Genomic DNA, 24,891 nt, shown 5'->3' with positions numbered 1-24,891 from the left:
TCAATACTGACCGGTTCAATATTAGCCGGGCAGTCCGGTGGGCTGCAAGCACCTCCGGACGGAATTCCGCTGGGCGACCTATCGTAACGAGGCGATCCGGCGCGTCCATGCGCCGGAAGTCACTGGTATTACTACATTTTTCAGCGCGCTAGCAGCTTCGACATGCCGGGCGGGTAGCGCTCACCCGCCGCACCCCCTGCGAACACCGCCGCGAGGGCCTGCTGTTCCGACGCATCGAGGCGCAACGTCGTCGCGGCGAGGTTCTCGTCGAGGCGTGCGCGCCGGCGCGTGCCCGGGATCGGCACGATGTCGTCGCCCTGTGCGAGCACCCATGCGAGCGCGAGCTGTGCCGCGGTGACGCCGCGCGCGGAAGCGAGCTCGCGCACGCGATCGGCGAGCGCGAGGTTGCGCGTGAAGTTCTCGCCCATGAAACGCGGATGGTGGCGACGGTAGTCGTCCTCGGCGAAATCCTCGACGCGGCGGATCTCGCCGCTCAGGAAGCCGCGGCCGAGCGGGCTGTAGGCGACGAAACCGATGCCGAGCTCGCGGCACGCGGCGAGCACGCCGTCCTCGGGATCGCGCGTCCACAGCGAGTACTCGCTCTGCAGCGCGCTCAACGGATGCACGGCGTGCGCACGCGCGAGCGTCTCGGGGCCGACTTCGGACAATCCGATCCAGCGCACCTTGCCCTCGCGCACGAGCTCGGCCATCGCACCCACCGTGTCCTCGATCGGCACGTTCGCATCGACACGATGCAGGTAGTAGAGATCGATCGTCTCGACGCCGAGCCGGCGCAGGCTCGCTTCGCAGGCCTCGCGCACGCGCGCGGGACGGCCATCGATGACGCGCCGACCGGGATCGCCGGGATCGCGCACGAAGCCGAACTTCGTCGCGAGCACGACCTCGTCGCGCCGCCCCGCGATCGCACGGCCGACGAGCTCCTCGTTGGTGTGCGGACCGTACATGTCGGCCGTGTCGAGGAAGTTCAGTCCCTGATCGAGCGCATGGTGGATCGTCGCGATCGATTCGACATCGTCGCGCGGTCCGTAGAACTCGCTCATGCCCATGCAGCCGAGGCCGATCGCCGAAACACGGGGGCCGTCGCGGCCGAGCTGTCGCATCTGCATGGGGGTTTCCTCTTGTTGGGGATTTCGGTCTCAACGCGCGGAGTCTGGAAGATGATGCCGATGCCGGTGCGCGATGACGTGTGTGCATCACGCTACTCGGAAAGGCACTGGATCCCGGCCTTCGCCGGGATGATTCATCGGGAGTGTTACCCGAGGCGCCTATCAGCATTCGCGATTCTTGAACAAAGAGGCATTCCGAAGGAGTGCGCTGGTCTATCAGCTCGACGCCCGTTCTGGACACGTGTGTCGCTCTATCGGCATTCCAGCGCTCCCAGGCATGCGACGTCCCACCATGAAGCATGGTCATCCCGGCGCAGGCCGGGATCCAGCGTCTTTCGACGCACCTTGCGGCAGCCACCCGTCCATCTTCCGCATTGCGGCATTCGCGAAAAACCCGCAAGATCGCATCAGGTCTTGAAGGTGAGCTAACCAATGAGAACGAGCGAACTGCCGGCGATCGTCGTGTTCTCGCGCGTGGCCCATCACGGCAGCTTCACCCAGGCGGCACGCGAGCTCGGCGTCAGCGCGTCGGCGCTGTCGCAGACGATCCGCGGCCTCGAGCAGCGCATGGGCGTGCGTCTCCTGCAGCGCACGACGCGACGCGTCGGCCTCACCGAGGTCGGTGCGCGCTTCCTCGCCGAGGTCGTGCCCGCTCTTGAACAGATCGACGGTGCGTTCGGCGTCGTCGACGCGCTGCGCGGCAAGCCGACCGGCCTGCTGCGCATCAACGTGGGGCGCACCGCGAACGACCTCATCATCGCGCCCGTGCTCGCCGAGTTCCACGCGATGTACCCGGACCTGCGCATCGAGCTGTTCCTCGACGACGGCCTCGCCGATCTCGTCGCGGGCGGTTTCGACGCCGGTATCCGCCTCGGCGAATGCCTCGCCCAGGACGTCACCGCAGTGCGCGTCAGCGGCATGCAGCGCATGCAGGTCGTCGCGAGCCCGGACTACATCGAGCGTCGCGGCATCCCGGCCACGCCGCAGGACCTGCACGCGCACGCGACGCTCGGCAAGCGCTTCATGCACAGCGGCAACGTCTACCGCTGGGAGTTCTCGCGCGACGGCCACGAGTTCGACATCGAGCTCGAGAGCCCGCTCATCACCAACGACGGCCGCCAGCTCGTCGCGATGGCCAGGGCCGGGCTGGGTTTCGCGCAGGTGTTCGCCGAGGCCGTGCGCGACGAGGTCGCACGCGGCGAGCTCGTGCCCGTGCTCGAGGAGTGGTCCGATCCGTTCCCGGGCTTCTTCCTGTATTTCCCGACGCGCCAGCAGCTGCCGACCAAGCTGCGCGTGTTCATCGATTTCCTCACCGCGCGCGTCGACACCGCGACGCCGGCGATCATCCGCACGCAACGTCCGCGCAAGGCCGCGCGCCAGCTCGACAGCGAGGCCGTCGAGGCGATCGCGTGACGTCACTCGGCGAGGCGTTCGCCGCGCTCGGCGTGCTGCAGGTCATGGGTGTCGGCATCGTGTTCTTCGCGCTGCTGTACGGCGTGACCGGACTCGTGACGTGGACGCTCACGCAGGTCGTCATGCCGCGTCTGCGCTACGGCCGCCGCATCGACACGCGCGCACTCGAACCCGGCCAGCTGCGCCGCGAGATCGGCGCGTCGGCCGTGTCGATCCTGATCTTCGGCGCCGGCCTCGTGTTCCCGTGGGGGCTGCTGCAGCTGGGCTGGGCGACGCTCACGCCCGATCCCGCATGGTTGCGCGTCGCGATCGAGGTCGTCGTGCTGTTCGTCTGGAACGAGGCCCACTTCTACGCGAACCACCGCCTGCTGCACACGTCGCGCCTGCGACGCTTCCACGCACCGCACCACCGTTCGCACGTGGCCACGCCGTTCTCGACCTACAGCTTCCATCCGGTCGAGGCGATCCTGCTCGGCAGCGTGCCGCTGATCCCGATGATGCTGCACGATTTCAGCTTCGCCGCGCTGCTGTCGCTGCCGCTCATGAGCATCGTGCTCAACAACCTCGGCCATGCGAACTACGAGTTCTCGCGTGAGGCGCCGGCGCGCGGCTGGCGTGGCGCGAGCCGCCGCCATCACCTGCACCACGCCTGCTACCACGGCAACTACGGTTTCCTGATCGGCACGTTCGATCGCATGTTCGGCACCGCGCTGCCGCTCGACGCGGCCGATGCGCGCCTCGCCCGCGCGGGACGACGTGATGCCTGAGGTCCAGGCGTGCGACGTCAAGTGGGGATACCGCGCGTGATGCCGCGCCTGCGCCACGTGCGCGACCTGCAGAGCCTCGCCTACCTCACCGCGGCGCCAGCACTGATGGCCTGGCAATGGCAGGCGGGCCTCTCGCTGCCGGCCTACGCGCTGCTGCTGTTCCTCATGGTGGGCGTGGGCGTGGTCCATCACAACCACGCCCACCTGCCGCTCTGGCACGGGCGCCGCGCGAACCGCGCGACCGATCTCGCGATCACGCTGCTGCAAGGCCATCCGACCTGCGTGTTCATCCCCGCGCACGTCGCCAACCACCATCGCCACCGCCACGGCGAGCACGACCTCGCGCGCACCTACCGCTTCGGCGGCGACCACAACGACCTGACCGGCTGGCTGCTGCATCCGCCGCAGGCCGTGGTCGCGCTGTACCCGTCGATTCTTGGTTGGCTGATCCGCCTGCGCACGCGTTCGCCGGCGCTGTTCCGCGCCTGCGTCGCGCAATACGCGCTGTGGCTCGGCTTGTGGGTCGCGCTGGTCGCCCTTGATCCGTTCAAGGCCTTCGTGTTCGTGATCGGACCGCAGCTGTTCGGCCTGCACTGGCTGCTCGGCGCGAACTACCTGCAGCATGCGCACGCGGACGGCCTCTCGCGCGTCGACTACGCGCGCAACTTCGGCGGGATCGTCAATCCGCTGCTGTTCAACATCGGCCTGCACACGGCGCACCACGAGCACGCCCGCGCGCACTGGAGCACGCTCCCTGCCCTGCACCGTGCACTCGCACCGCGCCTCGACGCGCGCCTGCTCGAAGCCGGTTTCTTCCGTTATGCATGGCGCGTGTTCGTGCTCGGCACGTTCGTCGCGCGCTTCCGTTCGCGGCCGCTGATGCCCATCGCGCCCGCTGCGCCCGATCCCGCGGGCGCGATTCCCGTTCCCGACACTTCAAGGTGAGCATGCCGACCCGATTCGACCACGTGTACCTCGCCGCGACCGGCCGCTTCCTGCCCGGCGAGCCGATCGACAACGACGCGATGGATGCCTACATCGCACCGCTCAACCGCGTCTCGTCGCGCATCAAGAAGCGCATCCTCGGCGAGAACGGCATCCGCACGCGCCACTACGCCGTCGATGCCGAAGGCACCACGCTGTTCTCGAACGCGGCGATGGCCGCGCGCGCCGTGCACGACTGCCTCGAGGCCGCGCGCACGCGCCTCGACGCGATCGACCTGCTCGCCGCGGGCACCTCGGGTGGCGATGCACTGATGCCCGGCTTCGCGAGCATGTTGCAAGGCGAACTCGGCGCGCCGCCGATGGAGACGCTGTCGAGCCACGGCATCTGCGCCTCGGGCGTCGGCGCATGGAAGGCCGCCGCGCAGGCGGTCGAGCTCGGCACGCCGCGCGCGCTGGTCGCCGCGGCCGAGATGCCGTCGCGCCTGTTCAAGCGCTCGCGCTACGCCGCCAAGGATTACGACGCCGATTTCGACGCGCACTTCCTGCGCTGGATGCTCTCCGACGGTGCCGGTGCGCTGCTGCTGTCGAACACGCCGGCCGCGCGCGACGGCGTGCGCCTGCGCCTGCGCTGGATGCACCAGCGCTCGTTCTCGGGCGATTACCCGGTGTGCATGCAGCTCGGCCTCACGCACGACCGCTCGCGGTCGCATCTGGACTATGCGTCGTGGCAGGACGCCGAAGCCGACGGCGCGCTGTTCCTGCGCCAGGACATCCGCCTGCTGCCGCACCTGTTCGACGTCGGCGTGCACGAGTACGCGCGCCTCGCCCACGACGGCTGGATCGAGCCGGCCTCGATCGACCACTTCCTGTGCCACTACTCGTCGGAGCGGTTCGCGCCGGTCGTCGACGAGCTCATGAGCAAGGCCGGCCTCGCGATCCCGCGCGAGCGCTGGTACAGCAACCTCGTCACGCGCGGCAACACGGGCGCGGCGTCGATCTTCATCATGCTCGACGAGTTCGTGCGCACGCACACGCTCGTGCCGGGCCAGCGCATCCTGTGTTTCATCCCCGAGTCGGGACGATTCACGGTGGCGTTCGTGCTGATCGAGGTCGAGGCGGCCGATGCGCCCGTCGAGTCGACTTCGCGATCCGTGCCTGTCGCGTCGAGCAGCGACGACGGCACCGTTGCACCACCGCACGATCCCGCCGATGCGCCGGCCGCGCTGCGCCACGTGCTCGGCGAACTCGCGACGATCTGGCACGGCTACCGCTCGCGCGTGTGGCGCACGCCGGTCGTGCGGCGCCTGCGCGACCGCCGCTTCACGACGCCCGACTACGTGCAGTGGATGCAGCACTGGATCCCGCAGGTGCGCGAGGGCAGCAAGTGGATGCGCGAAGGTGCAGCCTCGGTGCGCGCACCGTACGAGGCGCTGTCCGCGCTCATCGAGACGCACGCCGGCGACGAGCAGGACGATTTCATGATCCTGTTCGACGACTACCGCAAGGCCGGCGGCACGATCGACGACATCGATGCGCTGCGCCGCAATCCGGGTGGCGAAGCACTCAACAGTTACCTGCACGCGCTCGCGGCGACGCCGAATCCGCTCGGCCTGCTCGGTGCGATCTACATCATCGAAGGCACCGGCCAGCGCATCATCCCGGCACTGCTGCCGCTCATGAAGGCGAGCCTCGACCTGCCCGCCGACGCGTTCCGTTTCCTCGACTACCATGGCGCGAACGACGAGCATCACCTCGCACGCTGGCTCAGCGCGGTCGAGATCGTGCTCGCGCATGATGCCGACGGCCACGGCGCGCAGGCGATCGTCGACACCGCGCGCCGCGTCGCCGACCTCTACCTCATGCAGTTCTACCACGTGACGACGCCATGAAGCACACGCCGGATTTCCTCGCCCGCGACTACGACCCGCGCGATCCCGATCCGTGGCTCGCGATGTACCTCGACCAGAGCACGCCGATCGCCGAGGAGGTCAAGCGCGCGTGGCTGTCGGATTCGAGTTCGCGCTCGCGCCAGTTCGTGCTGCCGTTCGTGCGGCCATTCGCGCGCACGCTGATCGTGCTGTTCCAGGTGGTCAAGCTGTTCATGCCGAAGGTCGCGTTCTCGCGCGCCCTGCATCGCCTGCTCGCCTGGGGCATGGCCAACTTCATCCGCCCCGAGGCGAACTGGCTGATCCTGCGCCACTTCCACCTCGGCTCGCAGGCACTCGAGTTCATCGCGCGCAACTCGCCGGTGCCGGTCGCGACCAATCCGCTCAAGCCGGAAAAGATCGACGACGTGTGCGAGGACCTGTTCCTCATCCACGACCTGAACCTGTTCAACTTCGTGATCCGCCTCAACAAGGCGCTGCGCGAGAACGACCGTGAACTCGCACCGGTCGCGCATCCGGATTTCTCGATGATCGTCGAGCCGCCGCTGCGCCTCGCCGACATGCCGAACAAGCGCCGCAACTTCCTGGACCTGCAGAGCTCGATCGAGCTGTTCACGCCGATCTACCAGCTCCTGCTGACCGACAGCGACTTCTGGCGCGCGACCAACTCGCTGCAGCTCGACGAGACGATCGGCATCTACGTCGCCACGCTCATGGGCGCGCGCGACCACCTGATCCTCGTCAACAACCGCCACCCGCTGGTGCCGCAGTCGACGCTGCGCGCAGGCTTCCGCCTCGTGCTGCACGGCTTGTCGACCGAGATGCTGCACGCGTTCCTCGCCGAGCAGAAGGAGAAACAGGCCGCGAGCGCCGATGCCACGCCGGATACGCGCGAGGACGTCGACACCGCGACGGCGTGACGTGGGGTCTGCGCCGGCAGCATTGCTTGCCGGGCGGGGCCGACACGGCCCGCATCACCGGCATGCCACGGGGACGCCCGCGCGGAACCTCAGGATCCCGATGCGGGCGCGGGCTTCGGCGCCGCTGCGGCCGGTGCGGTGCGCAACGCGGGCACCGCGAGGCTGCGTTCCGGGTCGCCGCTCGCGCCCGTGCGCAGCGTCGCCGGCAGATGGCCGACCTCGCCGACGCCGAGCACCTTGAAGCGCCCGTCGGGCTCGACGCGGATGCGCGTCACGCTCGCATGCCCGACCGACATCTCGAGCCAGGCCTCGCTGTCGACGCCGAGCGCACGCGTGACGAGGTAACGGATCACGTTGCCGTGGCAGACGAACAGCTCGCTGCGCTCGGCGCCGGCCGCAGGACGGAAGTAGGCCTCGAACACGCGATCGAGCTGGGCCTTGCAGGCCGTGAACGACTCGGGCTTGCCGTCCTTCATGATCTCGCGGCGCCGCGTCGGCGGCGTGCACTCGTGCAGATCGTCGACGACCGTGTACGCCGCGGTCGGCAACGCCGATCCGATCGCCGCCGCCGTATCACGAGCGCGCTGCATGGGGCTCACATACCACGCATCGAAGCGCGTGCCGTCGCCGGCGAGGCGGCTGCCGGCGAGATGCGCCTGCGCGACTCCGATCGGCGACAGGCCCGGTCCGATCGCCTCGTCGATCGACGCATCGGCCGTGTAATGCCCGTGGCGCACGAGCACGATCGTGCGCGCGGCGGGAGAGGCGGGCTCGGCGGCAGCGGCGACGCCAGCCGTCAGCAGGAGAACGAACGCGAGCGGTCGACGTGTCATCGATGCAGTATCGCGCACGAGGCCCGGGCCCGCACCGGACGCGGGCAGTCATCACGCTCGACCATGGTCACCGCTGCGATGGATTGCGATGATGCGCGCCCATACCGTCGGCGAACCCGGCGCCTGTCCTGCCTCGATTCCCGATATGCCATGGATGCCGACCCCGAAACCACCACGTTGTACCGCCCGACCGGCCCCGAGGAGATCGAGCTCGTGCGTGCCAGCGGTTTCCGTCGCTGGCCACCACGACTGCCGGACCAACCGATCTTCTACCCGGTCACGAACGAAGCCTACGCCGCCCAGATCGCGCGCGACTGGAACGTGCCGGCGAGCGGCTACGGCTGCGTGACGCGCTTCAGGGTACGCAGCGATTTCATGCGTCGCTACGCGGTCCGGCAGGGCGGTGGCGCGGAGCACACCGAATGGTGGATTCCCGCCGAGGACCTCGAAGCCCTCAACGATGCGATCGTCGGCGTGATCGAGATCATCGGCGAATTTCGGCACTAAAGGCGACGCAACCGGCCGGGGAAGCTCGTTCCCTAATGTCGCGCATGCGACTTGTACGCGGAGAATGCCTTCCTGCCTTCCCGAGCATCGACGATGCGGTAGAAGCCTGGGACTCGAGACACCGTCATCCCGGCGGAAGCCCACTGGTTCCGGGAAAGTCCGCACACCGCGTCGCGTCGTCAGCGGAGCAGTCGCGTGGTGGTTCCCGGCGCTCGGCGTTGCGCGACTTCACAGGTCCGACCCCTTCCCGCAGTGGACTTGCGCTTGAGCCCCTCTCCCACCGGGAGAGGGGTTGGGGAGAGGGTGCGGGATCGAGACCAGATCCGATCATCGTCGCGATCCCGGACCCTCATCCGGCCCTGCGGGCCACCTTCTCCCGGAGGGAGAAGGGATAAAGATCGCGCCGCGTGCGTCTGCCGCGAGAGCGAGTCGGCATCCCGGCATTCATCGCCTGAATCCTGACGCGGCAACGCTCTCCTGCCTTCGATCGAACTTTCCCCGGACAGTAGTGGGCCTCCTCCGGATCGACGACACGAGTGATGCCTCGTCGAGGTTGCCGACCCACGAGCGGGTCACACCCGTTGCGAGGCGTTGTGCCAGTGGCGTCATGAGGGTTATCGAACGTCGTCTGCGCGCCTCCTTTAAGCCCCCTTAACCGACGACACCACCAAGGCGGCAACCTTCGCGCGCGGCTGCTAGGATTTCCGGCCCGGGACCTGCCCCGACGAGGAGATCTCCATGGCCGATGCGACGCCCGCGCTCGACGAGACCGAACGCCAGCGAGTGCTCGACCGTTACCGGCTCGTCGACAGCTTGCCCGAAGGCGTCTACGACGATGTCGTGCGCGTCGCCGCGGCGATCTGCGACACGCCGATCGCGCTGGTCTCGCTGATCGACCGTGACCGCCAGTGGTTCAAGGCGCGGCTGGGACTCGACGCGACCGAGACGCCGCGCGACGTCGCGGTGTGCGACCAGGCGATCCGCGACCCGCGCGAGCTCATGGAGATCCCCGATCTCGCCGGCGATCCGCGCTTCGCCGATTTTCCGGCCGTGACCGGCGAGCTCGGTGCGCGCTTCTACGCGGGCATGCCGCTGGTGACGCCGCAGGGCGCCGCGATCGGTACCGTGTGCGTGGTCGACGTCTCGCCGCGCGAGCTGCACGAAGGCCAGCGCGAGGCGCTGCAGGCGCTCGCGCGCATCACGATGAACCTGTTCGAGAACCGCCACCGCGAGCACGAAGCGCAGCGCCTGCATGCGCTCGAGGCCGGGGTCGCAGCGGCCCAGTCCGCCGCCACGGTGGAGGTGTCGTCGGCCACGCCGCCTGCCGTGCCGGCATCGCCCGCGGCGCCCAGCGCACCGGCACCCGCCGCGGGCGGTGGTTACCGCATCGCGGTGTTCGAGCTGCAGGACCATGCCGACCGCGTCAAGGCGCTCGGCGAGCGCGGCGTCGAACGCGCGCTGCAGCAGCTCGAGCACGCCCTCGACGGCGCGCTGCGCCACGATCTCGGCGACTCGATCAACCGCGTGACCGGCAGCACCGAGCTCGTTGCCGTGCTGCACGGCACGCCGGCCGCCGAGACGCTCGCGGCGCTGCGCGCCGTCGTAGACGCGCAATGCCGTGCCAGCGACGTCTGCGTGCTGGTCGGCGATGCCGAGGCGACCTCGGCGTCGGAATCGACGAGCCGCGTGTTCCTGCGTGCGGACGACTCGCTCAGCGACGCCAAGACCGCCTGGCGCGCTTCGAAGGCCGCCTGATCGGATCGGCTCCGAGGCGCCCGGGTTCGACTCAGGCGCCGACCGCCGCAAGCGGTTCGCGCAACGGACGTGACGAGGTCGGCTCGATGAGGCCGAGCGAACGCGCGAGAGCCGGCTCGCGGCCGATGCGTTCGGCCGGCCAGTCCGGTATGGGACGTTCGATCCAGTAGCGTACCCAGCCGTCGCGCCCCGCGCGCTTGGCGAGGTAGAGCGCATGGTCGGCGAGCTGCAGGCTCACGTGCCACGGTTCGATCCCGCCCGGCGACGCGCCGGGCAGCGGCAGGTTGGCGATGCCGATCGAGGCGTGCGCGACGAGTTCGCCCGCGTGCGTCCCGACCGGTTGCGCGAGCGCCGCACGCAGCGCATCCGCTTGGGCCACGGCGGCCTCCGCACCACTGCGTGGCAGCACGACGAGGAACTCCTCGCCGCCCCAGCGCGCGACGAGCGCCTTCTTGCCGGCGTGCTCACGCAAACGGCGCGCAAACGCGACGAGCACCTCGTCGCCGATGTCGTGGCCGTGCTCGTCGTTGATGCGCTTGAAATGATCGATGTCGATGAGCATGAGCGCGGTGCCGCTCGCCTCACGCGCGAGCGTGCGAAGCTCGAGCGCCATGGCACGGGGGTTGGAGAGGCCGGTCAGCGGATCGGTGTGGCTGGCTTCGTAGAGCCGGCGGTTCATGCGCCGCTGCCAGACCAGCAGGCCGATCGCGAGCAGGATCAGCGCGCCGCCGACACTCGCCATGATCATCTGCTGGCGCTCGCTGGCCAGCATCTCGCGCTCCTGCCGCTCGCTCTCGCTCTTCAGGCGCTCGAGTTCGGCGCGCTGCTCGCGATCGCGCAGGTGGGTGTCGAGCGCGGCGAGGCGCTCGTGGTTCTGGTGGCGCAGATAAGCCTCGCGCATCGTCGCAGCGCGGCGCAACAGCACGTTCGCCTCGGCATGGCGGCCGAGCCGCTCGAGCAGCGTCGCGCGACGGTTGAGCACGGTCCACTGCTGGAAATCCTGCAAGGTGTCGGTCTCGATCGCGTCGAGGATCGCGAGCGCCTGCGCGGCCCTGCCTTCACGCGACAGCCGCGCCGCCTCGACGAGTGCGAGTTCCGATGCCGTGGACGGATCGAGCTGAGCCCGGTCGGCGGCACGGATCATGGCGAGCAGACGCGTGGATTCCTCCCTGTCGCCGGTCTCGAGCAGGGCCGTGGCCAGCGCGAGGCGTGCCTTGAGCAGCTGCGCGGGACCACCGAAACCCGAGCTTTCCATGAGCTCGATCGCGCGACGCAGGTGCGGGACGGCGTCGGCGAAGCGCTCCTGGCCGTTGAGGTTGAGCGCGAGGTTGAAGCGCACGGGCGCCTCGTAGCGCAGATCGCCGAGGCGCTGCATGAGCGCGAGCGCCTGCTCGTAGTTCACGCGCGCGCGCTCGTGCTCCTCGAACTCCGAATGCAGCACGCCGAGGTTGACCAGCAGCGGGATGCGCTGCGCTTCGAGGCCCTGGGCCTCGGCGTCGGCGACCGCCTGGGCGTAGAGGTCGACCGCGCCGACGCGATCCGCCGAGCGGTGCAGGATGCCGCCGGCGCGGCGCAGCAGGCGCACGCGGTCCGCACCGGCCGGCAACGTGAGGGCGAGCTCGTGCAGGGCGTGGGCGTCGCGCCGCGCGTCGTCGCGGCGACCGAGCGAGGCCAGTGCCCAGCCGCGGCAGCCGTGCGCTTCGGCGACCTGCAGCACGGGCGGCGGCACGGCTTCGGCGAGCACGCTGTCGGCGAGCGCGATCGCACGCGGCGAATCGTCGTCCTCGACCTCGAGGCAGGCGGCAGTGCGCTCTTCGACGGTCAGCGGCAGGCGCGTGGTATCGGCCGCCGCGAAGGGCGGCACCGCGAAAGCGATCGACACGATGGCGATGGCTGCACGCATCTGGACCGGCCCCCTGTCGCCGGCGCGCCGCGGCTCCCCGCCGCAGCCACGCCAATGTGCCAGAAACCGCGACGGACGGCCAATCCGGATGGGCCGATCACCACAGGTTGCGACCGTCGATCGTCTCGACGATGGCCTTGTCCGCATCGTAGCCGTCGATCAGGCGCGCGTTGAGACCGATGCGGCGCGTGACGCCGTCCCAGGCGCCGTCGCGTGCGAACGCGGGGCTGTCGCTCCAGGTCGCGCAGCCACAGGTGGCGCAAAAGTGATGCTCGACGAGGCGCGTGTTCCAGCGGTAGACGGCGTCGGTCTTCGCATCGGGCACGAACGCGTCCGGTGCCAGGTAGGCGTACAGCGCGCCACGCGCGGCACAGTACGAGCACGTGCACGCGGTGAGGCTGATCGGCGGCAGCATCTGGGCGGTGAACGTGACGCCGCCGCAGTGGCAGCGGCCGGTGATGGCCATGGCGGTCTCCTCGGGTCGATGACGGCACCAGTCTGGACCTGCGAGCGCGACGCGGGCTGAAGCGGCTTTCGCTCTGGTCGAGATGAAGACCGCCGGCGCCGCATTCCCGCGACCCCGCGTGCATGCGATGCTCGCCTCACTCCCACCAGGCGCGACGACCGATGACGCGATCCGATCCGCCACGGAGGTGCCCATGACCACGCCGGCTCCCGGCAGCGACCGACCACTCGAGGGCGAGGCCGCGCTCGTGCGCGCGGTCGGCAGCGCTGCGCTCGCCGCGGCGATCGTCAACGTCATCGTCGGCGCCGGCATCTTCATGCTGCCGGCCCTGCTCGCCACGCGCATGGGTTCGGCCGCGCCGCTGGCGTTCCTCGCCGGCGCGCTCGTGATCGTGCCGATCGCAATGTGCTTCGCCGCGGTCGGCAGCCGCACCGCGGCGACGGGCGGGCCGTACACCTACGTCGGCGCGACGTTCGGACCGTTCCCGGGTTTCGTCGCCGGCGCGCTGATGTGGATCTGCAACGTGGCCTCGAGCGGCGGCGTCGCCGCGGCGCTGGTCTCGCAGCTGGCCAAGGCCGAACCGATGTTCGCTGACGGCGCACCACGCGCGGCCTTCCTCGTCGCGGTCTACACCGCACTCGTGCTGCTCAACGCGTTCGGCGTCCGCCTCGGCGCGCGCGCGATCGGCGTGCTCGCGACGCTCAAGCTGACGCCGCTGTTCGTGCTGGCCGTGGTCGGCCTGTTCGTGATCGACCTCGGCGAAGCCGTCTCGTTCGACCTGCCGTCGTGGGGCACGCTCGGCACCGCGATGGTGCTCGTGATGTTCGCGTACTCGGGCATGGAGACCGCGCTGATCCCGTCCGGCGAGCTGCGCGATCCGTCGCGCGACGTGCCGCGTGCGACGTTCGCGGCCGTGCTCGTCGTGGTGCTGCTGTACGTGTCGCTGCAGGTCGCCTGCCAGGGTCTGCTCGGCACCGCCCTTCCCGGCAGCGCCACGCCGATCGCCGATGCGGCCGGTGTGCTGTGGGCGCCCGGCACGACGCTGCTGCTGTTGACCGCGGGGGTGTCGATGACGGGCTTTTTGATGGGCAACCTGCTCGGTTCGTCGCGGCTGCTCTACGCGCTGGGCCGCGACGGCTACCTGCCGCACGCATTCGGTCGCGTCACCGCGCGCCATCGCGTGCCGCTGCTCGCGATCGCCACGCACGGCGCGCTCGGCTGCACGCTCGCGCTGCTCGGCAACTTCGAGGCGCTGGCCCTGGTCTCGGGCGGCGCGAACTGCCTGATCTTCCTCGGCGTCGCGCTCGCCGCGTGGCAAGCGCAGCGACAAGGCCTGCGCGGCACCGGCGCGCCGTTCGTGCTGCCCGGTGGACCCGTCGTGCCGCTGCTCGCGGCCGTGGCGATGGCGGCGGTGCTCGTCACGCTCACGCGTGCGGAATGGCTCGCGATCGGTGTCGCGCTGCTCGCGCTCGTCGCGCTCTATGCCGTGCTGCGGCAGCTGCGACGCGGTTCACCCGCGCGCTGATCACTCCGGCGTCGGGCCGCGCGTCGACAGCGCATGGAACAGCCATAGGCGCGCGGCCTCCCAGTGCCGCTTGACCGTCGCCGGTGACTGCCCGGTCGCTGCGGCGACCTCGTCGACGGTGAGCCCGCCGAAGTAGCGCAGCTCGACGATGCGCGCCTTGCCCGCATCGACCTTCTCGAGCGCCTGCAGCGCCGTGTCGAGATCGGCGAGGTCGACGTCACCGCCGCCGGCGGCCACGTCGAGCCCGCTCAGCGTGACGCGCTCGCCGCCGTCGCGCTTGGCCGCACCGCGCCGGCGCGCGTGGTCGATGAGCACCTCGCGCATGAGCCGCGCGGCGACCGCGAGCAGGTGGCCACGGCTTTCGCCGACGATGCCGTCGAGGCCGGTCAGGCGCATCCAGGCTTCGTTGACCAGTGCGGTCGGCTGCAGCGTGTGGTCGCGGCGTTCGCGCCGGAACAGCTGCTCGGCGAGGCGGCGCAGCTCGGGATACAGCACGGCGACGAGGCGGTCGCGCGCGCCCGCGTCGCCGGCGCGCCAGTCCTCGAGCAGCTGCGTGACCGGAGTCTCGTCCATCGCGCGCAGTCTAAACGGGTCGCGGGCGGCGCTCCACGCGGGCGGCCGCGACGTGCGGGCCACCGCGTGGGCCGACCGCCCTGCCCGGTCAACCCGCCGGCTGCGCCAGTCGGACGGCGTCCTGCGCCTTCTTCGCCAAGGTCACGCTGCGCGTCGCCGCGCGCCGTGGCGCACTACACTGCACGGGAGGGGGAACCGCGATGCGGCTCACGATCGAAACCGAGGCCTTGCGTCTGCTCGACGCGGCACTCGCACTGCCCGACGACGAGCGCGTCGCGTGGCTGCTGCGCCAGCCGGTCGCGCCGCCCGTGCACGCCCGCGTGCTCGAGCTGCTCGGTGTCGGCGCCTCGGCGGAGGGTTTCCTCGAGGCCCCGGCGCTCGCCGCGATGGCACCTGCGCGCGATGCGGCATCGCCGTCACCGGGCGACCGCATCGGCGCGTGGCGCATCCTGCGTCCGCTCGACGCGGGCGGCATGGGCATCGTGTTCCTCGCCGAACGTGCCGACGGCGCCTACGCCCAGCAGGCCGCGATCAAGTTCGTGCACGGCGACGTGCTCGCGCGCGGTACGCGGCGCGCCGGACTGCTCGCGCGCTTCGAACGCGAGCGCCGCGTGCTGGCGCGCATCGAGCACCCGAACGTGGCACGCGTGCTCGACGGCGGCAGCACGCCCGACGGCGCGCCCTACCTCGTCATGGCCTACGTCGACGGTCCGTCGCTGACCACGTACTGCGAACGCGAACGGCTCGGCGTGCCCGAACGCGTCGCACTGTTCGCGAAGGTCTGCGACGGCGTGCAGGCCGCGCATCGCCACCTCGTCGTGCATCGCGACCTCAAGCCGCAGAACATCCTCGTCGGCCCCGACGGCGAGCCGCGCCTGCTCGATTTCGGCATCGCGCGCGAGCTCGACGACGGCGAGGCCACGCGCACCGCGCTCGCGCCGATGACACCGGCCTACGCGAGTCCCGAGCAGCTCGCGAACGCGCCCGTGACGACGGCTTCCGACATCTACTCGCTCGGTGTCGTGCTCTACGAGCTGCTCGCCGGCGTGCGGCCATACCGGCTCGAAGGGCTCAGCCCGGCGCAGGGCGAACGCCTGGTCTGCGAGACCACGCCGCCGACGCTGCGGCGACGCCTCGACGAGGCCGGGCTGCCCGAACCCGAACGCCGCGCACGCCGCCAGCGCATCGGCAGCGACCTCGAACGCATCGTCGCCAAGGCCTTGCACCGCGAACCGTCGCGTCGCTACGCCTCGGCGCAGGCCTTCGCCGACGACCTGCGCGCGCATCTCGCCGGTCGCCCGGTCAGCGCGCAACCCGACACGGCCGGTTACCGCCTGCGCCGCTTCGTCGGACGCCACCGCGTCGCGACGGCCGCGGCCGCGTTCGCGCTCGTCGCGATCCTCGCCGCGAGCGCGGTCGCGTTCGTGCAGGCCGCGACGGCACGTCGCGCCGTCGCCGATGCCGAGCTCATCAACGCCTACCTCACCGATGCGCTGACCAGTTCTGACGCGTACTCGGCCGGTCGCGAACTGACCGTCAACGAGACGCTCGACGAAGCGGCCGCACGCATCGACGCGCGCTTCGCGGGCCGCCCCGACCTCGCCGCGGGCGTGCGCCTCGCGATTGGCAACAGCCTCGCCAACCGGTTCCGCTTCGACGTCGCCGACGTGCAGCTCGCGCGCGCGCTCGCCGACAGCGAAGCCGCGTTCGGCGCCGACGACCTGCGCAGCTTGCGCGTGCGCGAGGCGATCGCGCTGCTGCGCTCGTACGAAGGCCGCACGCACGAGGCGATCGCGGCCTTCGAGGACGTGCTCGCGCGCCTGCGCGCGAGTGGCGCGACCCGCGAGCCGTTCCACGCGATCGCGCTCAACGACCTCGCCCACGTCCACCTCTACGAGGAGGACTACCCCACCGCGCTGCGCCTGACCGGCGAGGCGCTCGCGCTGTTCGACGAGCACGGCGTCGACGTGCCCGCGGCCGATCGCGCCTCGATCCTGAGCAACCACGCGCAGGCGATCGACGGCCTCGGCCGGCCGCGCGAGGCGATCGCGCCGTACGAGCGCGCGATCGCGATCGAACGCGCGCTCTTCCCCGACGGCAGCCCGAACGGCGCGATCCTGCTCAACAACCTCGCGCTGCTGCAGCGCAATCTCGGCGACCGCGAACGCTCGCTCGCGCTGCTGCAGGAATCCGCCGCGATGCGCCGACGCGTGCTGCGCGCCGACCATCCGCTGCTCGTGCGCGGACTCACCAACGTCGCGCGCCAGGCGCTCGAGCTCGAGCGTGGCCCGCTCGCGCTCGAAGCCGCGCGTGATGCGGTCGACGTCGCGACGCGCGCGTTCCCCGAACCGCACGCCCACCACGTGCTCGCCCTCGCGACGCTCGCCGATGCGCAACGCCTCGCCGGCGACGCCGCGGCGATGGCGACGCTCGCGCGCGCCGAGGCCATGCTCGCCGCGCTGCCCGAGCCGAACGCGCCCGCGGCGGGCTACCTCGGCGAGGTACGCACGCGCGCCTGCGCGGCGTTCGGCGGTGCTGGCTGTCCCGCACCGGCGCCGTGACGCGCGCTCAGCGGTAACCCGTCGGGATCTGTCCCTGCATGCCCTGCTGCGGCACGCCCTGGGGCGACATGCCCGCAGCGAGCTGGCGTGCCTGCTGCCAGGCTTCGAGGCCGCCGCGGTACCAGTACACCTGCGTGTAGCCCATGCGGATCGCGCGCAGCGCCGCGTTGTACGACATCCAGCACTGCGGGTTCATGCAGTAGAACACCAGCGGCCTGGCGCGGTTGCCCTGCGTGGTCTGCTGCAGGAATGCGCCGAACTCCTGCTGGGTGCGATCGTCGAACGATCCCGCCTGCGAGGCCGGCGCCGCGGCGAGCGCGCCGGGCAGCATCTCGCCACCCGGACCGAGCACGTGGAACACGCTGGCCTGGCCTTGCTGCAGCATCGGCAGCAGGCGGTCGGTCGTGATGACCTGCCCGCCCGGGATGCTCGTCGGCGTCGGGCCGTGCAGCGTCGTCTGCAGCTCGTTGCGCGGTGGCACGCCGAAGTCCTGCATCTCGGCCTGCAGCAGGCCTTGCAGCGCAGGCATGCCGCCGCCTTGCTGCGGAGGCGCCTGGCCGTAGCCGGAAGACGTGTTCGGCGGTGCGGGCGTCGAAGGCCAGGCGTTCGGGTTCTGCGACGGGACCTGTCCCGCCGGCGGCCAACCCGTGTTGCCCTGTGGCGGCGGATACGCCGAGGCGGGTGGCGCATTCGGCATTCCGCCGGGAGGCGGCGCACCGAAGTCCTGCTGTGCCAGCGCCGTGGTCGCGCCCGCGAAGCCGAGCACGAGGCACAGGAGCGCGCGGCCGCGGGCCGCGGGCAGGGGAGACACGAAACGGAGCGGGCGCATGGGAATCCTCGTTCGGGATCGCGGCGGGATGGCCGCGTGCTCCAGAAGGCGCAGCATGGTGCGCGAGCGGCTCACGTCGGGCGCATCGGCGGCGATGAGCCGGTCGCACGCCGTGTTGCGCCTCCATCGATCGAAGCGACGCCGCGCGTCGCACCCGAGGACACCGCGATGCATGCCCCCACCTTCCGCTGGCCGGCGACCGCCGTGCTTGCCCTGCTCGCCGCGTGCGGTGGAGCGGCGCCTCCAGGTTCGGGCGAGGCGATCGCCGCGCAGGCGCCGAGGACCGTGCTGCGCGAGACGCCGCACGGTGCGTTCGTCGAGCCCGCGCCGGCCGGCATGCGCGGGCCATCGACATCGGTGCCCGTGAAGGCACCCGCGACGCTGCAACGCATCGCGATCGTCGATCGCGAAGGTTTCGGCCAGCCGCTCGACGCCGCCACGATCGAGGTGCCGGCCGGCTGGGTCGCGCAAGGCGGCGTGCGCTGGCGTGCGGACGTCGAGTGCGTCGGCAACACGGTCGGTTTCGAATGGGCCGCGACCTCGTCCGACGGCCTGCAGGCCGTGTCGCTGATGCCGCGCCTCGCGTGGCAGGTCGACGGCACGGTCGTGCCGATGAACCCGTGCCCGGCCGCGCCGATCCAGACTGCACGCGCCTACCTCGAGTCGGTCGTGCGCAGCGCGCGCCCGCAGGCGCGCGTGCTCGCCTACCGCGAACGTGCCGACATCGTCACGGCGATGACCGCGAACGCGCAGGCACCGGCCAACGGCTCACGCATGCGCCACGAGGCGGGCGAGATCCTCGTCGGCTACGCGCTGCAGGGCATCGAGATGCGCGAGGCCTTCGTCGCGGCGGTGACGTTCTCGCAGATCACCGACCCGATGATCGGCCGATCGGTCAACGGCATGTCGCAGGACCTCATCGCGTTGCGCGCGCCGGACGGCTCGCTCGACTTCGCGCTGCTGGAGAAGCTCCGTCTCTCGATGCGCTACGAGCGTGCCTGGGGCGAGCGCATGATCGCGCGCTCGCGCCAGCATGTCGAAGCCGTCTCGCAGCGCCAGGTCGCCTCGATCCAGGCCTGGCACCAGCGTCGCATGAACGAGATCACGATGCAGGGCATCCTCGAGCGCGGCCGCATCCGCATGGACACGATCCAGGCGATCGGCCGCCTCAACGACCAGGGCTTCGCGAACCGCCAGGCGACGAACGCGGGCATCCACGCCGCGACGATCGACACGATCCAGGAAGTGCAGCCGTGGCGCGACCCGACCAGCGGCAAGCAGATCGACCTGTCGATCCACTATCGCTACGCATGGCAGCTCGACGACGGCCGCCAGTTCCTGACCGACCGCGCCGACTTCGACCCGCAGCGCGACCTCGGCATCGGCGGGCATGCGTTGCAGCCGGTGAGGTGAGGCCACGTCGCACGATGCGCGATGCTTTTCATGAGCGGAGCAGCATCATGGATGTGCCTCCCTGTCACGTCGGATGCCAGCTCTCACATCGTCATCCCGGCGCAAGCCCACTGCTGTCCGGGGAAAATCCGCACACCGTGTCGCACCGTCAGCGGAGCCGTCGCATGATGTTCCCCGGCGCTCGGCGTCGCGCGACTTCACCGTCTCGACGCGTCCTCCCGTAGTGACGTTGCGCTTGAGCCCCTCGCCCTCCGGGAGAGGGGTTGGGGAGAGGGTGCGGGATCGAGATCACGTTCGAACATCGTCGCGATCCCGGACCCTCATCCGGCCCTGCGGGCCACCTTCTCCCGGCGGGAGAAGGATAGGAACTCGCGCGATGCCGTTTTGCCACGAGAACGCGTCGGCATCCTGGCGTTCATCTTCGGAAGCCCGACGCGGCGGTGCTGCCCAGCCTTCGCTTCGGACTTTCTCCGGACAGCTGTGGGCGGCTCCCAACAACCGAATGGCTGGTCAAGCCGGGATGACGATGACGAGGAAACGGATCTCTGTCGTACCCAGCCTCGTGCGAAGGAGCGGTCCGCGCTCGGGTCCACTCGCTTGCTGCCGCGGAGGCACGGCAGTGTCGCGATGAGGACAGCGGCTGGTTCGGCTTGACGCTGGGGCGCGATACGCGTGAAACCGCGCGATGGAGCCGCCGCCGTGGCGCCGTCCCTCTGCTTGACCCTTACGAAGCCGCGACAGGTTCGACGACCCGTGACGCTCGCCGATCAGCGCCTCAGCGGAACACGACCGTGCGGTGGCCGTTGAGCAGGATGCGGTGCTCGACGTGGCGGCGCACGGCGCGTGCGAGCACGAGCGACTCGGTGTCGCTGCCGACGCGCACGAGCTCGCGCGGCGTCATCGTGTGGTCCACGCGCGCGACGTCCTGCTCGATGATCGGGCCTTCGTCGAGGTCGCGCGTCACGTAGTGCGCGGTCGCGCCGATGATCTTGACGCCGCGCGCATGCGCCTGGTGGTACGGGCGCGCGCCCTTGAAGCTCGGCAGGAAGCTGTGGTGGATGTTGATCGCACGGCCGGTCAGCGCGTCGCACAGCGACGGCGACAGGATCTGCATGTAGCGTGCGAGCACGACGAGGTCGACGCGCTCGGCCGCGACGAGGTCGAGCAGGCGGAGCTCCTGCGCGTCGCGCGTGGCCGTGTCGACCGGCAGGTGGTGGAACGGCACGCCGTACGAACCCGCGAGCGCGGCGAAGTCCTCGTGGTTGCTCGCGACGGCCGCGATCTCCACCGGCAGCTGGCCGCTGTGCGCGCGGAACAGCAGATCGTTGAGGCAGTGGCCTTGTTTGCTCACGAGCACGAGCAGGCGCGCGCGCCGACGCGCATCGTGCAGTTGCCAGTCCATGCCGAACGCCGTACCGAGCTCGCCGAAGCGCGCGTCGAGCGTCTCGCGTGCGAGGGCACCCGGCGCATCGAAGTGCACGCGCAGGAAGAAGCGCCCGGTTTCCTCGTCGCCGAACTGCTGCGCGTCGAGGATGTTGCAGCCGGCCTCGAACAGCAGGCCGCTGACGCGGTAGACGATGCCGGTGCGGTCGGGGCACGACAGGGTCAGGATGAAGTCGTGGTGCATGGCGCGGCGCAGGATCGGGGCGGCCGCGCAGTCTAGCGTCGGGCGATCCGGTACGCGACGTGCGCACCGGATCCTGCGGCGTCAGTCGATGCGTGCGCCGTACTCCGCCTCGAGTTGCGTGAAGCGCGACCAGAACCCTTCGGGCTCGCGCGCCTCGAGTCGTGCGGCGAGCACGCCGAGGTGGGTGTGCCAACCGGCGGCGACGCTGATCCTGTTGTCGCGTGTCGCGAGTCGGCGATGTGTCACGACGAGATGGACGCGCTCGCCGCGCGGCGTGAGTTCGAACGTGACGTCGGACGGCTCGGCACCGTCACCCACGTGAACGCGAGCAGGCGTGGCGGATCGCAGGCGGTGACGCGCCCGTGCAGGGTCGCCACCTCGGCATGCGCGGCATGGTGCGCGGGCGCAGGCGTGTCGTCGTCGGTGAGTGCGTTGTTGTGGAACACGAGGTCGACCGCACCGCCCACGCGCAGGTCCATCGGACCGCCCGCGAGCCAGCGCGCGCGCTTGTCCGCGTCGACGAGATGGCTCCACAGGCGCTCGATCGGCCCAGGAAGATCGCGCTCGATGCGCACGGTGTCGCGTGAAGGCATGCTGCCGTAGTCGTCCATCGTCCCGTCCTCGTGATCGCTGCGACCGCACTGGTCGCGGAAGGTCTCATCGCGCGCGCGGGCGGCGCGGGCGTGATGGCGGTTTCGCCGCGTCCTCGGCATCGAGCAGCGCCTCGAGGGCGTCGAGGCGCGTGTTCCAGAAGTGCTCGTAATGGCGCAGCCATTCCGCGCCCGCGTGCATGGGGCCCGACTCGAGCGCACAGAGGTGCGTGCGGCCGTTCACGGTGCGCCGGATCAGCCCGGCCGCCTCGAGCACCTTGATGTGCTTGGAGGCACCGGCCAGCGAGATCTCGAACGGCGCCGCGAGCTCGCCGACGCTGCGCTCGCCCTGCGCGAGTTCGGCCAGCATCGCGCGCCGCGTCGGATCGGCGAGCGCCTGGAACACGGCGTCGAGAGCGTCGGAGGAATGATCAACCATGTGGTTGACTATAGTCGGCAGCGAGCCAATGTCAACCATATGGTTGAATAAGGCGGGACTGCGCGCGAATGACGCGCGTCGCGACATCGTGGCTCGCGCCTCGAACAGCCAAAGCCTGGGGTCAGGTTCATTTTCCCGAACAGGCGTCGCCAAAAGCACTCGAATCGCGCGGAAAATGAACCTGACCCCGGGCCGTCGCAACCTGCGGCAAGAGAAATGAACCTGACCCCAGTTTGTTGGCCTCGGGCCGTGAGCTTGCTGGCGTAATCGTCAGCGCGCGGGATGCTGGTAGCGGTATTCCTGCGTGCGTCCGCCGTAGCCGTACGCGGCCGCGCGCACGTCGTGCACGTGCAGGTAGCTCTCCTCGTGCAGGCCGCCGAGCAGGCTCTCGAACAGCGCGAACACCTCGGCCATCCACGCAGCCTTCTCGGCCTTGGTGTTGGTCTCGTCGGTGATCGTGATCTCGACGTGCATGCTGGCGAGGCCGTGCTCGCTGAGCGGCTTTCCGGCGACGAACCACAGGGCGGGATCGACGTAGTCGACCACGACGGCGGTCACCGCGGGATCCTTGCCGAGCAGGCGCGTGGTGCGCTCGACGAGGCCGTCGACGATCGCACGCGTGAGCGCAGGCGTCGGCGTCGCCGCGACGCGGGTGGTGATGATGGGCACGGCCATTCTCCTGATTATGTAACTTAGCTATGCAACTTTCACGGCGAGAAAGGATCAGTCCTCGTCGAGCGTGGTTCGGAGCTCGCGCAGCTGGGCCACCGCGCTGGAGAACGCGTCGTCGCCGGCCTCGCGCCGGATCGCGCGGGTGACCGACGCGCTGGCGGCGTCGAGCGAGGCCTGCATCGCGATGGCCTTGGCGGTCGGATGCACCTCGATCTCGCGCCCGTCATTGGCCGACGCTCGCCGCACCAGCAGCTTCTTCGCCGCGAGGCCATCCAGAGCGCGTGTCGCGGTCGGCCGCGAGATCGCCATCGCCTCGGCGAGTTCGCCCTGCAGCAGGCCCGGCCGCCGCAGCACCACGCGCAGCACGAAGCCCTGCGGCGCAGTCAATCCGAACGGCGCGAACGCTTCGCCCCAGCGTCGCTCGAGCCGGCGCGCGAGCGCGGTGGTATTGAAGTACAGGCACTGGTCGAACATGGTCCGCATGGTACGCTCCAATAATTAGCCATGCAATAAAATGTCCATTCGCGAATCGGGTCGCGACGCCTCGCCCACGTGCCCCGCGAGGGCCACGGCGACGGCTGCGCGTGCGTGCAGCACGGTCGTGTCGAACACGGGCACGTCGACGTCGCCCTCCCCCACCAGCAATCCGATCTCGGTGCAGCCGAGGATGATCGCGCCGGCGCCACGCGCGACGAGGTCGGCCATGACGCGCCGGTAGGCCTCGCGCGACCGCGCATCGACGACGCCGACGCAGAGTTCGTCGTAGATGACGCGGTGCACGAGCGCGCGGTCCTCGGGGGTTGGCAGCACCACCTCGAGGCCTCGTTCGACCAGGCCCTCGCGATAGAACCCTTCCTCCATCGTGAAGCGCGTGCCGAGCAGACCGACCTTCCGGACGCCGGCAGCGCGTACCGCGGCGGCCGTGGGATCGGCGATGTGCAGCAGCGGGATCGCGACCGCGGCTTCGAGCGCAGGCGCGACCTTGTGCATCGTGTTCGTGCACAGCACGAGCAGGTCGGCGCCGGCCGCCTCGAGCGCGCGCGCCGCGTCGGCGAGCAGGCGCCCCGCCGCGTCCCACTCGCCGCGGCGCTGGAGGTGCTCGATGTCGTCGAAATCGACGCTGTAGAGGACGACCCGTGCCGAGTGCAGGCCGCCGAGCGCATGCTTCACGGCCTCGTTGACGAGGCGGTAATAGAGCGCCGTCGATTCCCAGCTCATGCCACCGATGAGGCCGATCGTCTTCATCGCAAGGTCCGCCGCCCGCCGGGGGTGGACGATACGCCCAATCGGGCACGCCTGCGCGCCCGTCCCGGACCCGGCGTTCAGGCTTGCAGCATGAACCCGAGGGCCTCGTCGAGCGGCGCCTCGACCTTGAGCGTGAACAGGTCGTCGGCGCGCGTGCGGCCGAGGTTGGCCGCGGCGATCGGCAGGCCGAGCCGTGACGCCGCGACCGCGAAGCGGTAACCCGAGTACACCATCAGAGACGAGCCGACCACGAGCATCGCGTCGGCACGCGCGAGCGCCGCCATGGCGGCCTCGACGCGTTCGCGCGGCACGTTCTCGCCGAAGAACACGACATCCGGCTTGAGGACGCCGCCACAATCCGGGCACGCCGGTACCTCGAACGTGTCGAACGCGACGGCATCGAGGTCCGCGTCGCCGTCCGGCGCAGCGCTCGCCTCGAGGTCGGCCCAGCCCGGATTCGCCGCGACCAGCGCGTGCTGGAACGCCTCGCGCGGACCGCGCCAGGTGCAGGCCATGCAGCGCACCGTGTCGAGCCTGCCGTGCAGATCGATCACCTCGCGGCTGCCGGCGGCCTGGTGCAGGCCGTCGACGTTCTGGGTCAGCAGCAGCTCGACGCGACCGGTGTGCTCGAGGGCGGCCAGCGCAGCGTGGACGGCGTTCGGCCTGGCGTGACCGAAACGCCGCCAGCCGACGAGGCTGCGCGCCCAGTAGCGCCGGCGTACGTGGTCGTCGCCGAGGAAGGCGGGCAACGTGACCGGCGGCGGACGCTTCCAGCCGCCGTCGAGGTCGCGGTAGTCGGGAATGCCCGAGGCCGTGCTGCAGCCGGCGCCGGTCAGCACGAACAGGCGCGCATGCGACTCGACGAACGCGCGCAACGCGTTCACTCCGGACACGC

At 70.4% G+C, this 24,891-nt stretch carries 22 protein-coding genes and 1 pseudogene; 10 read left to right on the top strand and 13 right to left on the bottom strand.

Translation table 11 applies throughout. The features are described from left to right. Positions 1-140: 140 nt before the first annotated feature. The gene (locus ACQQ2N_RS07550) at positions 141-1,127 is read right to left on the bottom strand and encodes an aldo/keto reductase (RefSeq protein WP_440225091.1); all 987 of its coding nucleotides are present in this window, start codon (positions 1,125-1,127) and stop codon (positions 141-143) included. Positions 1,128-1,559: 432 nt separating this feature from the next. On the opposite strand from ACQQ2N_RS07550, the gene ACQQ2N_RS07545 reads away from it, so the two are divergent. The 5 genes from ACQQ2N_RS07545 to ACQQ2N_RS07525 are packed head-to-tail and all read left to right on the top strand — an operon-like array spanning position 1,560 to position 7,058. Continuing rightward, entirely contained in the window at positions 1,560-2,540 is a 981-nt protein-coding gene (locus ACQQ2N_RS07545) for a LysR family transcriptional regulator (protein WP_440225090.1), read from the top strand. Further along, positions 2,537-3,307, top strand: coding sequence for a sterol desaturase family protein (locus tag ACQQ2N_RS07540; RefSeq protein ID WP_440225089.1), 771 nt, complete (start codon positions 2,537-2,539; stop codon positions 3,305-3,307). Before ACQQ2N_RS07545 ends, ACQQ2N_RS07540 begins: the two co-directional genes overlap by 4 nt. A 39-nt stretch (positions 3,308-3,346) precedes the next feature. After that, complete coding sequence (locus tag ACQQ2N_RS07535) at positions 3,347-4,252, top strand: fatty acid desaturase (protein WP_440225726.1); 906 nt, start codon at positions 3,347-3,349, stop codon at positions 4,250-4,252. A 2-nt stretch (positions 4,253-4,254) separates the two neighbouring features. Next, positions 4,255-6,141: an iron-containing redox enzyme family protein gene (locus ACQQ2N_RS07530; RefSeq protein WP_440225088.1), complete on the top strand. Its 1,887-nt coding sequence runs from the start codon at positions 4,255-4,257 to the stop codon at positions 6,139-6,141. Next, complete coding sequence (locus ACQQ2N_RS07525; protein ID WP_440225087.1) at positions 6,138-7,058, top strand: DUF6999 family protein; 921 nt, start codon at positions 6,138-6,140, stop codon at positions 7,056-7,058. The genes ACQQ2N_RS07530 and ACQQ2N_RS07525 overlap by 4 nt, the downstream gene beginning before the upstream one ends. Before the next feature lie 89 nt (positions 7,059-7,147). Here the strand turns inward: ACQQ2N_RS07525 and ACQQ2N_RS07520 are convergent, their stop codons facing one another. After that, positions 7,148-7,891 carry a histidine phosphatase family protein gene (locus ACQQ2N_RS07520; protein ID WP_440225086.1) on the bottom strand — a complete coding sequence of 248 codons (744 nt, stop codon included), beginning with the start codon at positions 7,889-7,891 and terminating at the stop codon, positions 7,148-7,150. Positions 7,892-8,041: 150 nt separating this feature from the next. Between ACQQ2N_RS07520 and ACQQ2N_RS07515 the strand changes: the two genes are divergently transcribed. Both ACQQ2N_RS07515 and ACQQ2N_RS07510 read left to right on the top strand, forming a co-directional pair. Then, positions 8,042-8,398: an ADP-ribosylation/crystallin J1 gene (locus ACQQ2N_RS07515; protein ID WP_440225085.1), complete on the top strand. Its 357-nt coding sequence runs from the start codon at positions 8,042-8,044 to the stop codon at positions 8,396-8,398. A gap of 738 nt (positions 8,399-9,136) precedes the next feature. Next, entirely contained in the window at positions 9,137-10,153 is a 1,017-nt protein-coding gene (locus ACQQ2N_RS07510; RefSeq protein ID WP_440225084.1) for a GAF domain-containing protein, read from the top strand. A 31-nt stretch (positions 10,154-10,184) separates the two neighbouring features. Here ACQQ2N_RS07510 and ACQQ2N_RS07505 read toward each other — a convergent pair whose 3' ends face one another. Both ACQQ2N_RS07505 and ACQQ2N_RS07500 read right to left on the bottom strand, forming a co-directional pair. Then, positions 10,185-12,035 (bottom strand): diguanylate cyclase domain-containing protein, encoded by a 1,851-nt coding sequence (locus tag ACQQ2N_RS07505; protein WP_440225083.1) that lies wholly within the window; start codon positions 12,033-12,035, stop codon positions 10,185-10,187. A gap of 118 nt (positions 12,036-12,153) precedes the next feature. Next, positions 12,154-12,522, bottom strand: a complete 369-nt coding sequence (locus tag ACQQ2N_RS07500) for a GFA family protein (RefSeq protein ID WP_440225082.1) — start codon at positions 12,520-12,522, stop codon at positions 12,154-12,156. A gap of 193 nt (positions 12,523-12,715) precedes the next feature. On the opposite strand from ACQQ2N_RS07500, the gene ACQQ2N_RS07495 reads away from it, so the two are divergent. After that, positions 12,716-14,047 (top strand): APC family permease, encoded by a 1,332-nt coding sequence (locus tag ACQQ2N_RS07495; RefSeq protein WP_440225081.1) that lies wholly within the window; start codon positions 12,716-12,718, stop codon positions 14,045-14,047. Here the strand turns inward: ACQQ2N_RS07495 and ACQQ2N_RS07490 are convergent, their stop codons facing one another. Beyond that, positions 14,048-14,620: a sigma-70 family RNA polymerase sigma factor gene (locus ACQQ2N_RS07490; RefSeq protein ID WP_440225080.1), complete on the bottom strand. Its 573-nt coding sequence runs from the start codon at positions 14,618-14,620 to the stop codon at positions 14,048-14,050. It abuts the gene before it with no gap. Between the two features lie 200 nt (positions 14,621-14,820). Between ACQQ2N_RS07490 and ACQQ2N_RS07485 the strand changes: the two genes are divergently transcribed. Next, the gene (locus ACQQ2N_RS07485; RefSeq protein WP_440225079.1) at positions 14,821-17,181 is read left to right on the top strand and encodes a protein kinase domain-containing protein; all 2,361 of its coding nucleotides are present in this window, start codon (positions 14,821-14,823) and stop codon (positions 17,179-17,181) included. A gap of 7 nt (positions 17,182-17,188) precedes the next feature. On the opposite strand, the gene ACQQ2N_RS07480 is transcribed toward ACQQ2N_RS07485, so the two are convergent. After that, positions 17,189-18,010, bottom strand: a complete 822-nt coding sequence (locus tag ACQQ2N_RS07480) for a rhodanese-like domain-containing protein (RefSeq protein ID WP_440225078.1) — start codon at positions 18,008-18,010, stop codon at positions 17,189-17,191. A gap of 168 nt (positions 18,011-18,178) precedes the next feature. On the opposite strand from ACQQ2N_RS07480, the gene ACQQ2N_RS07475 reads away from it, so the two are divergent. Next, positions 18,179-19,423 carry a hypothetical protein gene (locus ACQQ2N_RS07475; RefSeq protein WP_440225077.1) on the top strand — a complete coding sequence of 415 codons (1,245 nt, stop codon included), beginning with the start codon at positions 18,179-18,181 and terminating at the stop codon, positions 19,421-19,423. 775 nt (positions 19,424-20,198) lie between these two features. Here ACQQ2N_RS07475 and purU read toward each other — a convergent pair. From purU to ACQQ2N_RS07440, 7 genes and pseudogenes are all read right to left on the bottom strand, one after another. Next, on the bottom strand, positions 20,199-21,050 hold the full coding sequence (purU, locus tag ACQQ2N_RS07470) for a formyltetrahydrofolate deformylase (RefSeq protein WP_440225076.1): 852 nt from the start codon (positions 21,048-21,050) through the stop codon (positions 20,199-20,201). A gap of 81 nt (positions 21,051-21,131) precedes the next feature. Next, positions 21,132-21,643: pseudogene (locus ACQQ2N_RS07465) on the bottom strand (SRPBCC family protein). A gap of 64 nt (positions 21,644-21,707) precedes the next feature. Beyond that, entirely contained in the window at positions 21,708-22,079 is a 372-nt protein-coding gene (locus tag ACQQ2N_RS07460; RefSeq protein ID WP_440225075.1) for an ArsR/SmtB family transcription factor, read from the bottom strand. A gap of 270 nt (positions 22,080-22,349) precedes the next feature. After that, a complete protein-coding gene (locus ACQQ2N_RS07455) occupies positions 22,350-22,748 on the bottom strand; it encodes a tautomerase family protein (RefSeq protein WP_440225074.1) in 399 nt (132 codons plus the stop codon). A gap of 54 nt (positions 22,749-22,802) precedes the next feature. Further along, on the bottom strand, positions 22,803-23,234 hold the full coding sequence (locus ACQQ2N_RS07450; protein WP_440225073.1) for a MarR family winged helix-turn-helix transcriptional regulator: 432 nt from the start codon (positions 23,232-23,234) through the stop codon (positions 22,803-22,805). A 15-nt stretch (positions 23,235-23,249) separates the two neighbouring features. After that, positions 23,250-23,996, bottom strand: a complete 747-nt coding sequence (locus ACQQ2N_RS07445; protein WP_440225072.1) for an aspartate/glutamate racemase family protein — start codon at positions 23,994-23,996, stop codon at positions 23,250-23,252. 77 nt (positions 23,997-24,073) lie between these two features. After that, a complete protein-coding gene (locus tag ACQQ2N_RS07440; protein WP_440225725.1) occupies positions 24,074-24,889 on the bottom strand; it encodes an NAD-dependent protein deacetylase in 816 nt (271 codons plus the stop codon). Positions 24,890-24,891 lie beyond the last annotated feature (2 nt).

This window comes from Dokdonella aquatica, assembly GCF_051987395.1.
In the GTDB taxonomy this organism is placed as follows: Bacteria; Pseudomonadota; Gammaproteobacteria; order Xanthomonadales; family Rhodanobacteraceae; genus Dokdonella.
The sequence above is the reverse complement of the archived record's forward strand: the minus strand, read 5'-3'. Positions and strand labels throughout refer to the sequence as shown.

What these genes read in the sequence shown, in the direction of transcription:
- ACQQ2N_RS07450 (WP_440225073.1), bottom strand. Translation starts at nt 23,234, where the DNA reads ATGCGGACCATGTTCGACCAGTGCCTGTACTTCAATACCACCGCGCTC.
- ACQQ2N_RS07530 (WP_440225088.1), top strand. Translation starts at nt 4,255, where the DNA reads ATGCCGACCCGATTCGACCACGTGTACCTCGCCGCGACCGGCCGCTTC.
- ACQQ2N_RS07550 (WP_440225091.1), bottom strand. Translation starts at nt 1,127, where the DNA reads ATGCAGATGCGACAGCTCGGCCGCGACGGCCCCCGTGTTTCGGCGATC.
- ACQQ2N_RS07500 (WP_440225082.1), bottom strand. Translation starts at nt 12,522, where the DNA reads ATGGCCATCACCGGCCGCTGCCACTGCGGCGGCGTCACGTTCACCGCC.
- ACQQ2N_RS07495 (WP_440225081.1), top strand. Translation starts at nt 12,716, where the DNA reads ATGACCACGCCGGCTCCCGGCAGCGACCGACCACTCGAGGGCGAGGCC.
- ACQQ2N_RS07520 (WP_440225086.1), bottom strand. Translation starts at nt 7,891, where the DNA reads ATGACACGTCGACCGCTCGCGTTCGTTCTCCTGCTGACGGCTGGCGTC.
- ACQQ2N_RS07490 (WP_440225080.1), bottom strand. Translation starts at nt 14,620, where the DNA reads ATGGACGAGACTCCGGTCACGCAGCTGCTCGAGGACTGGCGCGCCGGC.
- ACQQ2N_RS07535 (WP_440225726.1), top strand. Translation starts at nt 3,347, where the DNA reads ATGCCGCGCCTGCGCCACGTGCGCGACCTGCAGAGCCTCGCCTACCTC.
- ACQQ2N_RS07545 (WP_440225090.1), top strand. Translation starts at nt 1,560, where the DNA reads ATGAGAACGAGCGAACTGCCGGCGATCGTCGTGTTCTCGCGCGTGGCC.
- ACQQ2N_RS07445 (WP_440225072.1), bottom strand. Translation starts at nt 23,996, where the DNA reads ATGAAGACGATCGGCCTCATCGGTGGCATGAGCTGGGAATCGACGGCG.
- ACQQ2N_RS07475 (WP_440225077.1), top strand. Translation starts at nt 18,179, where the DNA reads ATGCATGCCCCCACCTTCCGCTGGCCGGCGACCGCCGTGCTTGCCCTG.
- ACQQ2N_RS07485 (WP_440225079.1), top strand. Translation starts at nt 14,821, where the DNA reads ATGCGGCTCACGATCGAAACCGAGGCCTTGCGTCTGCTCGACGCGGCA.
- ACQQ2N_RS07525 (WP_440225087.1), top strand. Translation starts at nt 6,138, where the DNA reads ATGAAGCACACGCCGGATTTCCTCGCCCGCGACTACGACCCGCGCGAT.
- ACQQ2N_RS07480 (WP_440225078.1), bottom strand. Translation starts at nt 18,010, where the DNA reads ATGCGCCCGCTCCGTTTCGTGTCTCCCCTGCCCGCGGCCCGCGGCCGC.
- purU (WP_440225076.1), bottom strand. Translation starts at nt 21,050, where the DNA reads ATGCACCACGACTTCATCCTGACCCTGTCGTGCCCCGACCGCACCGGC.
- ACQQ2N_RS07515 (WP_440225085.1), top strand. Translation starts at nt 8,042, where the DNA reads ATGGATGCCGACCCCGAAACCACCACGTTGTACCGCCCGACCGGCCCC.
- ACQQ2N_RS07510 (WP_440225084.1), top strand. Translation starts at nt 9,137, where the DNA reads ATGGCCGATGCGACGCCCGCGCTCGACGAGACCGAACGCCAGCGAGTG.
- ACQQ2N_RS07460 (WP_440225075.1), bottom strand. Translation starts at nt 22,079, where the DNA reads ATGGTTGATCATTCCTCCGACGCTCTCGACGCCGTGTTCCAGGCGCTC.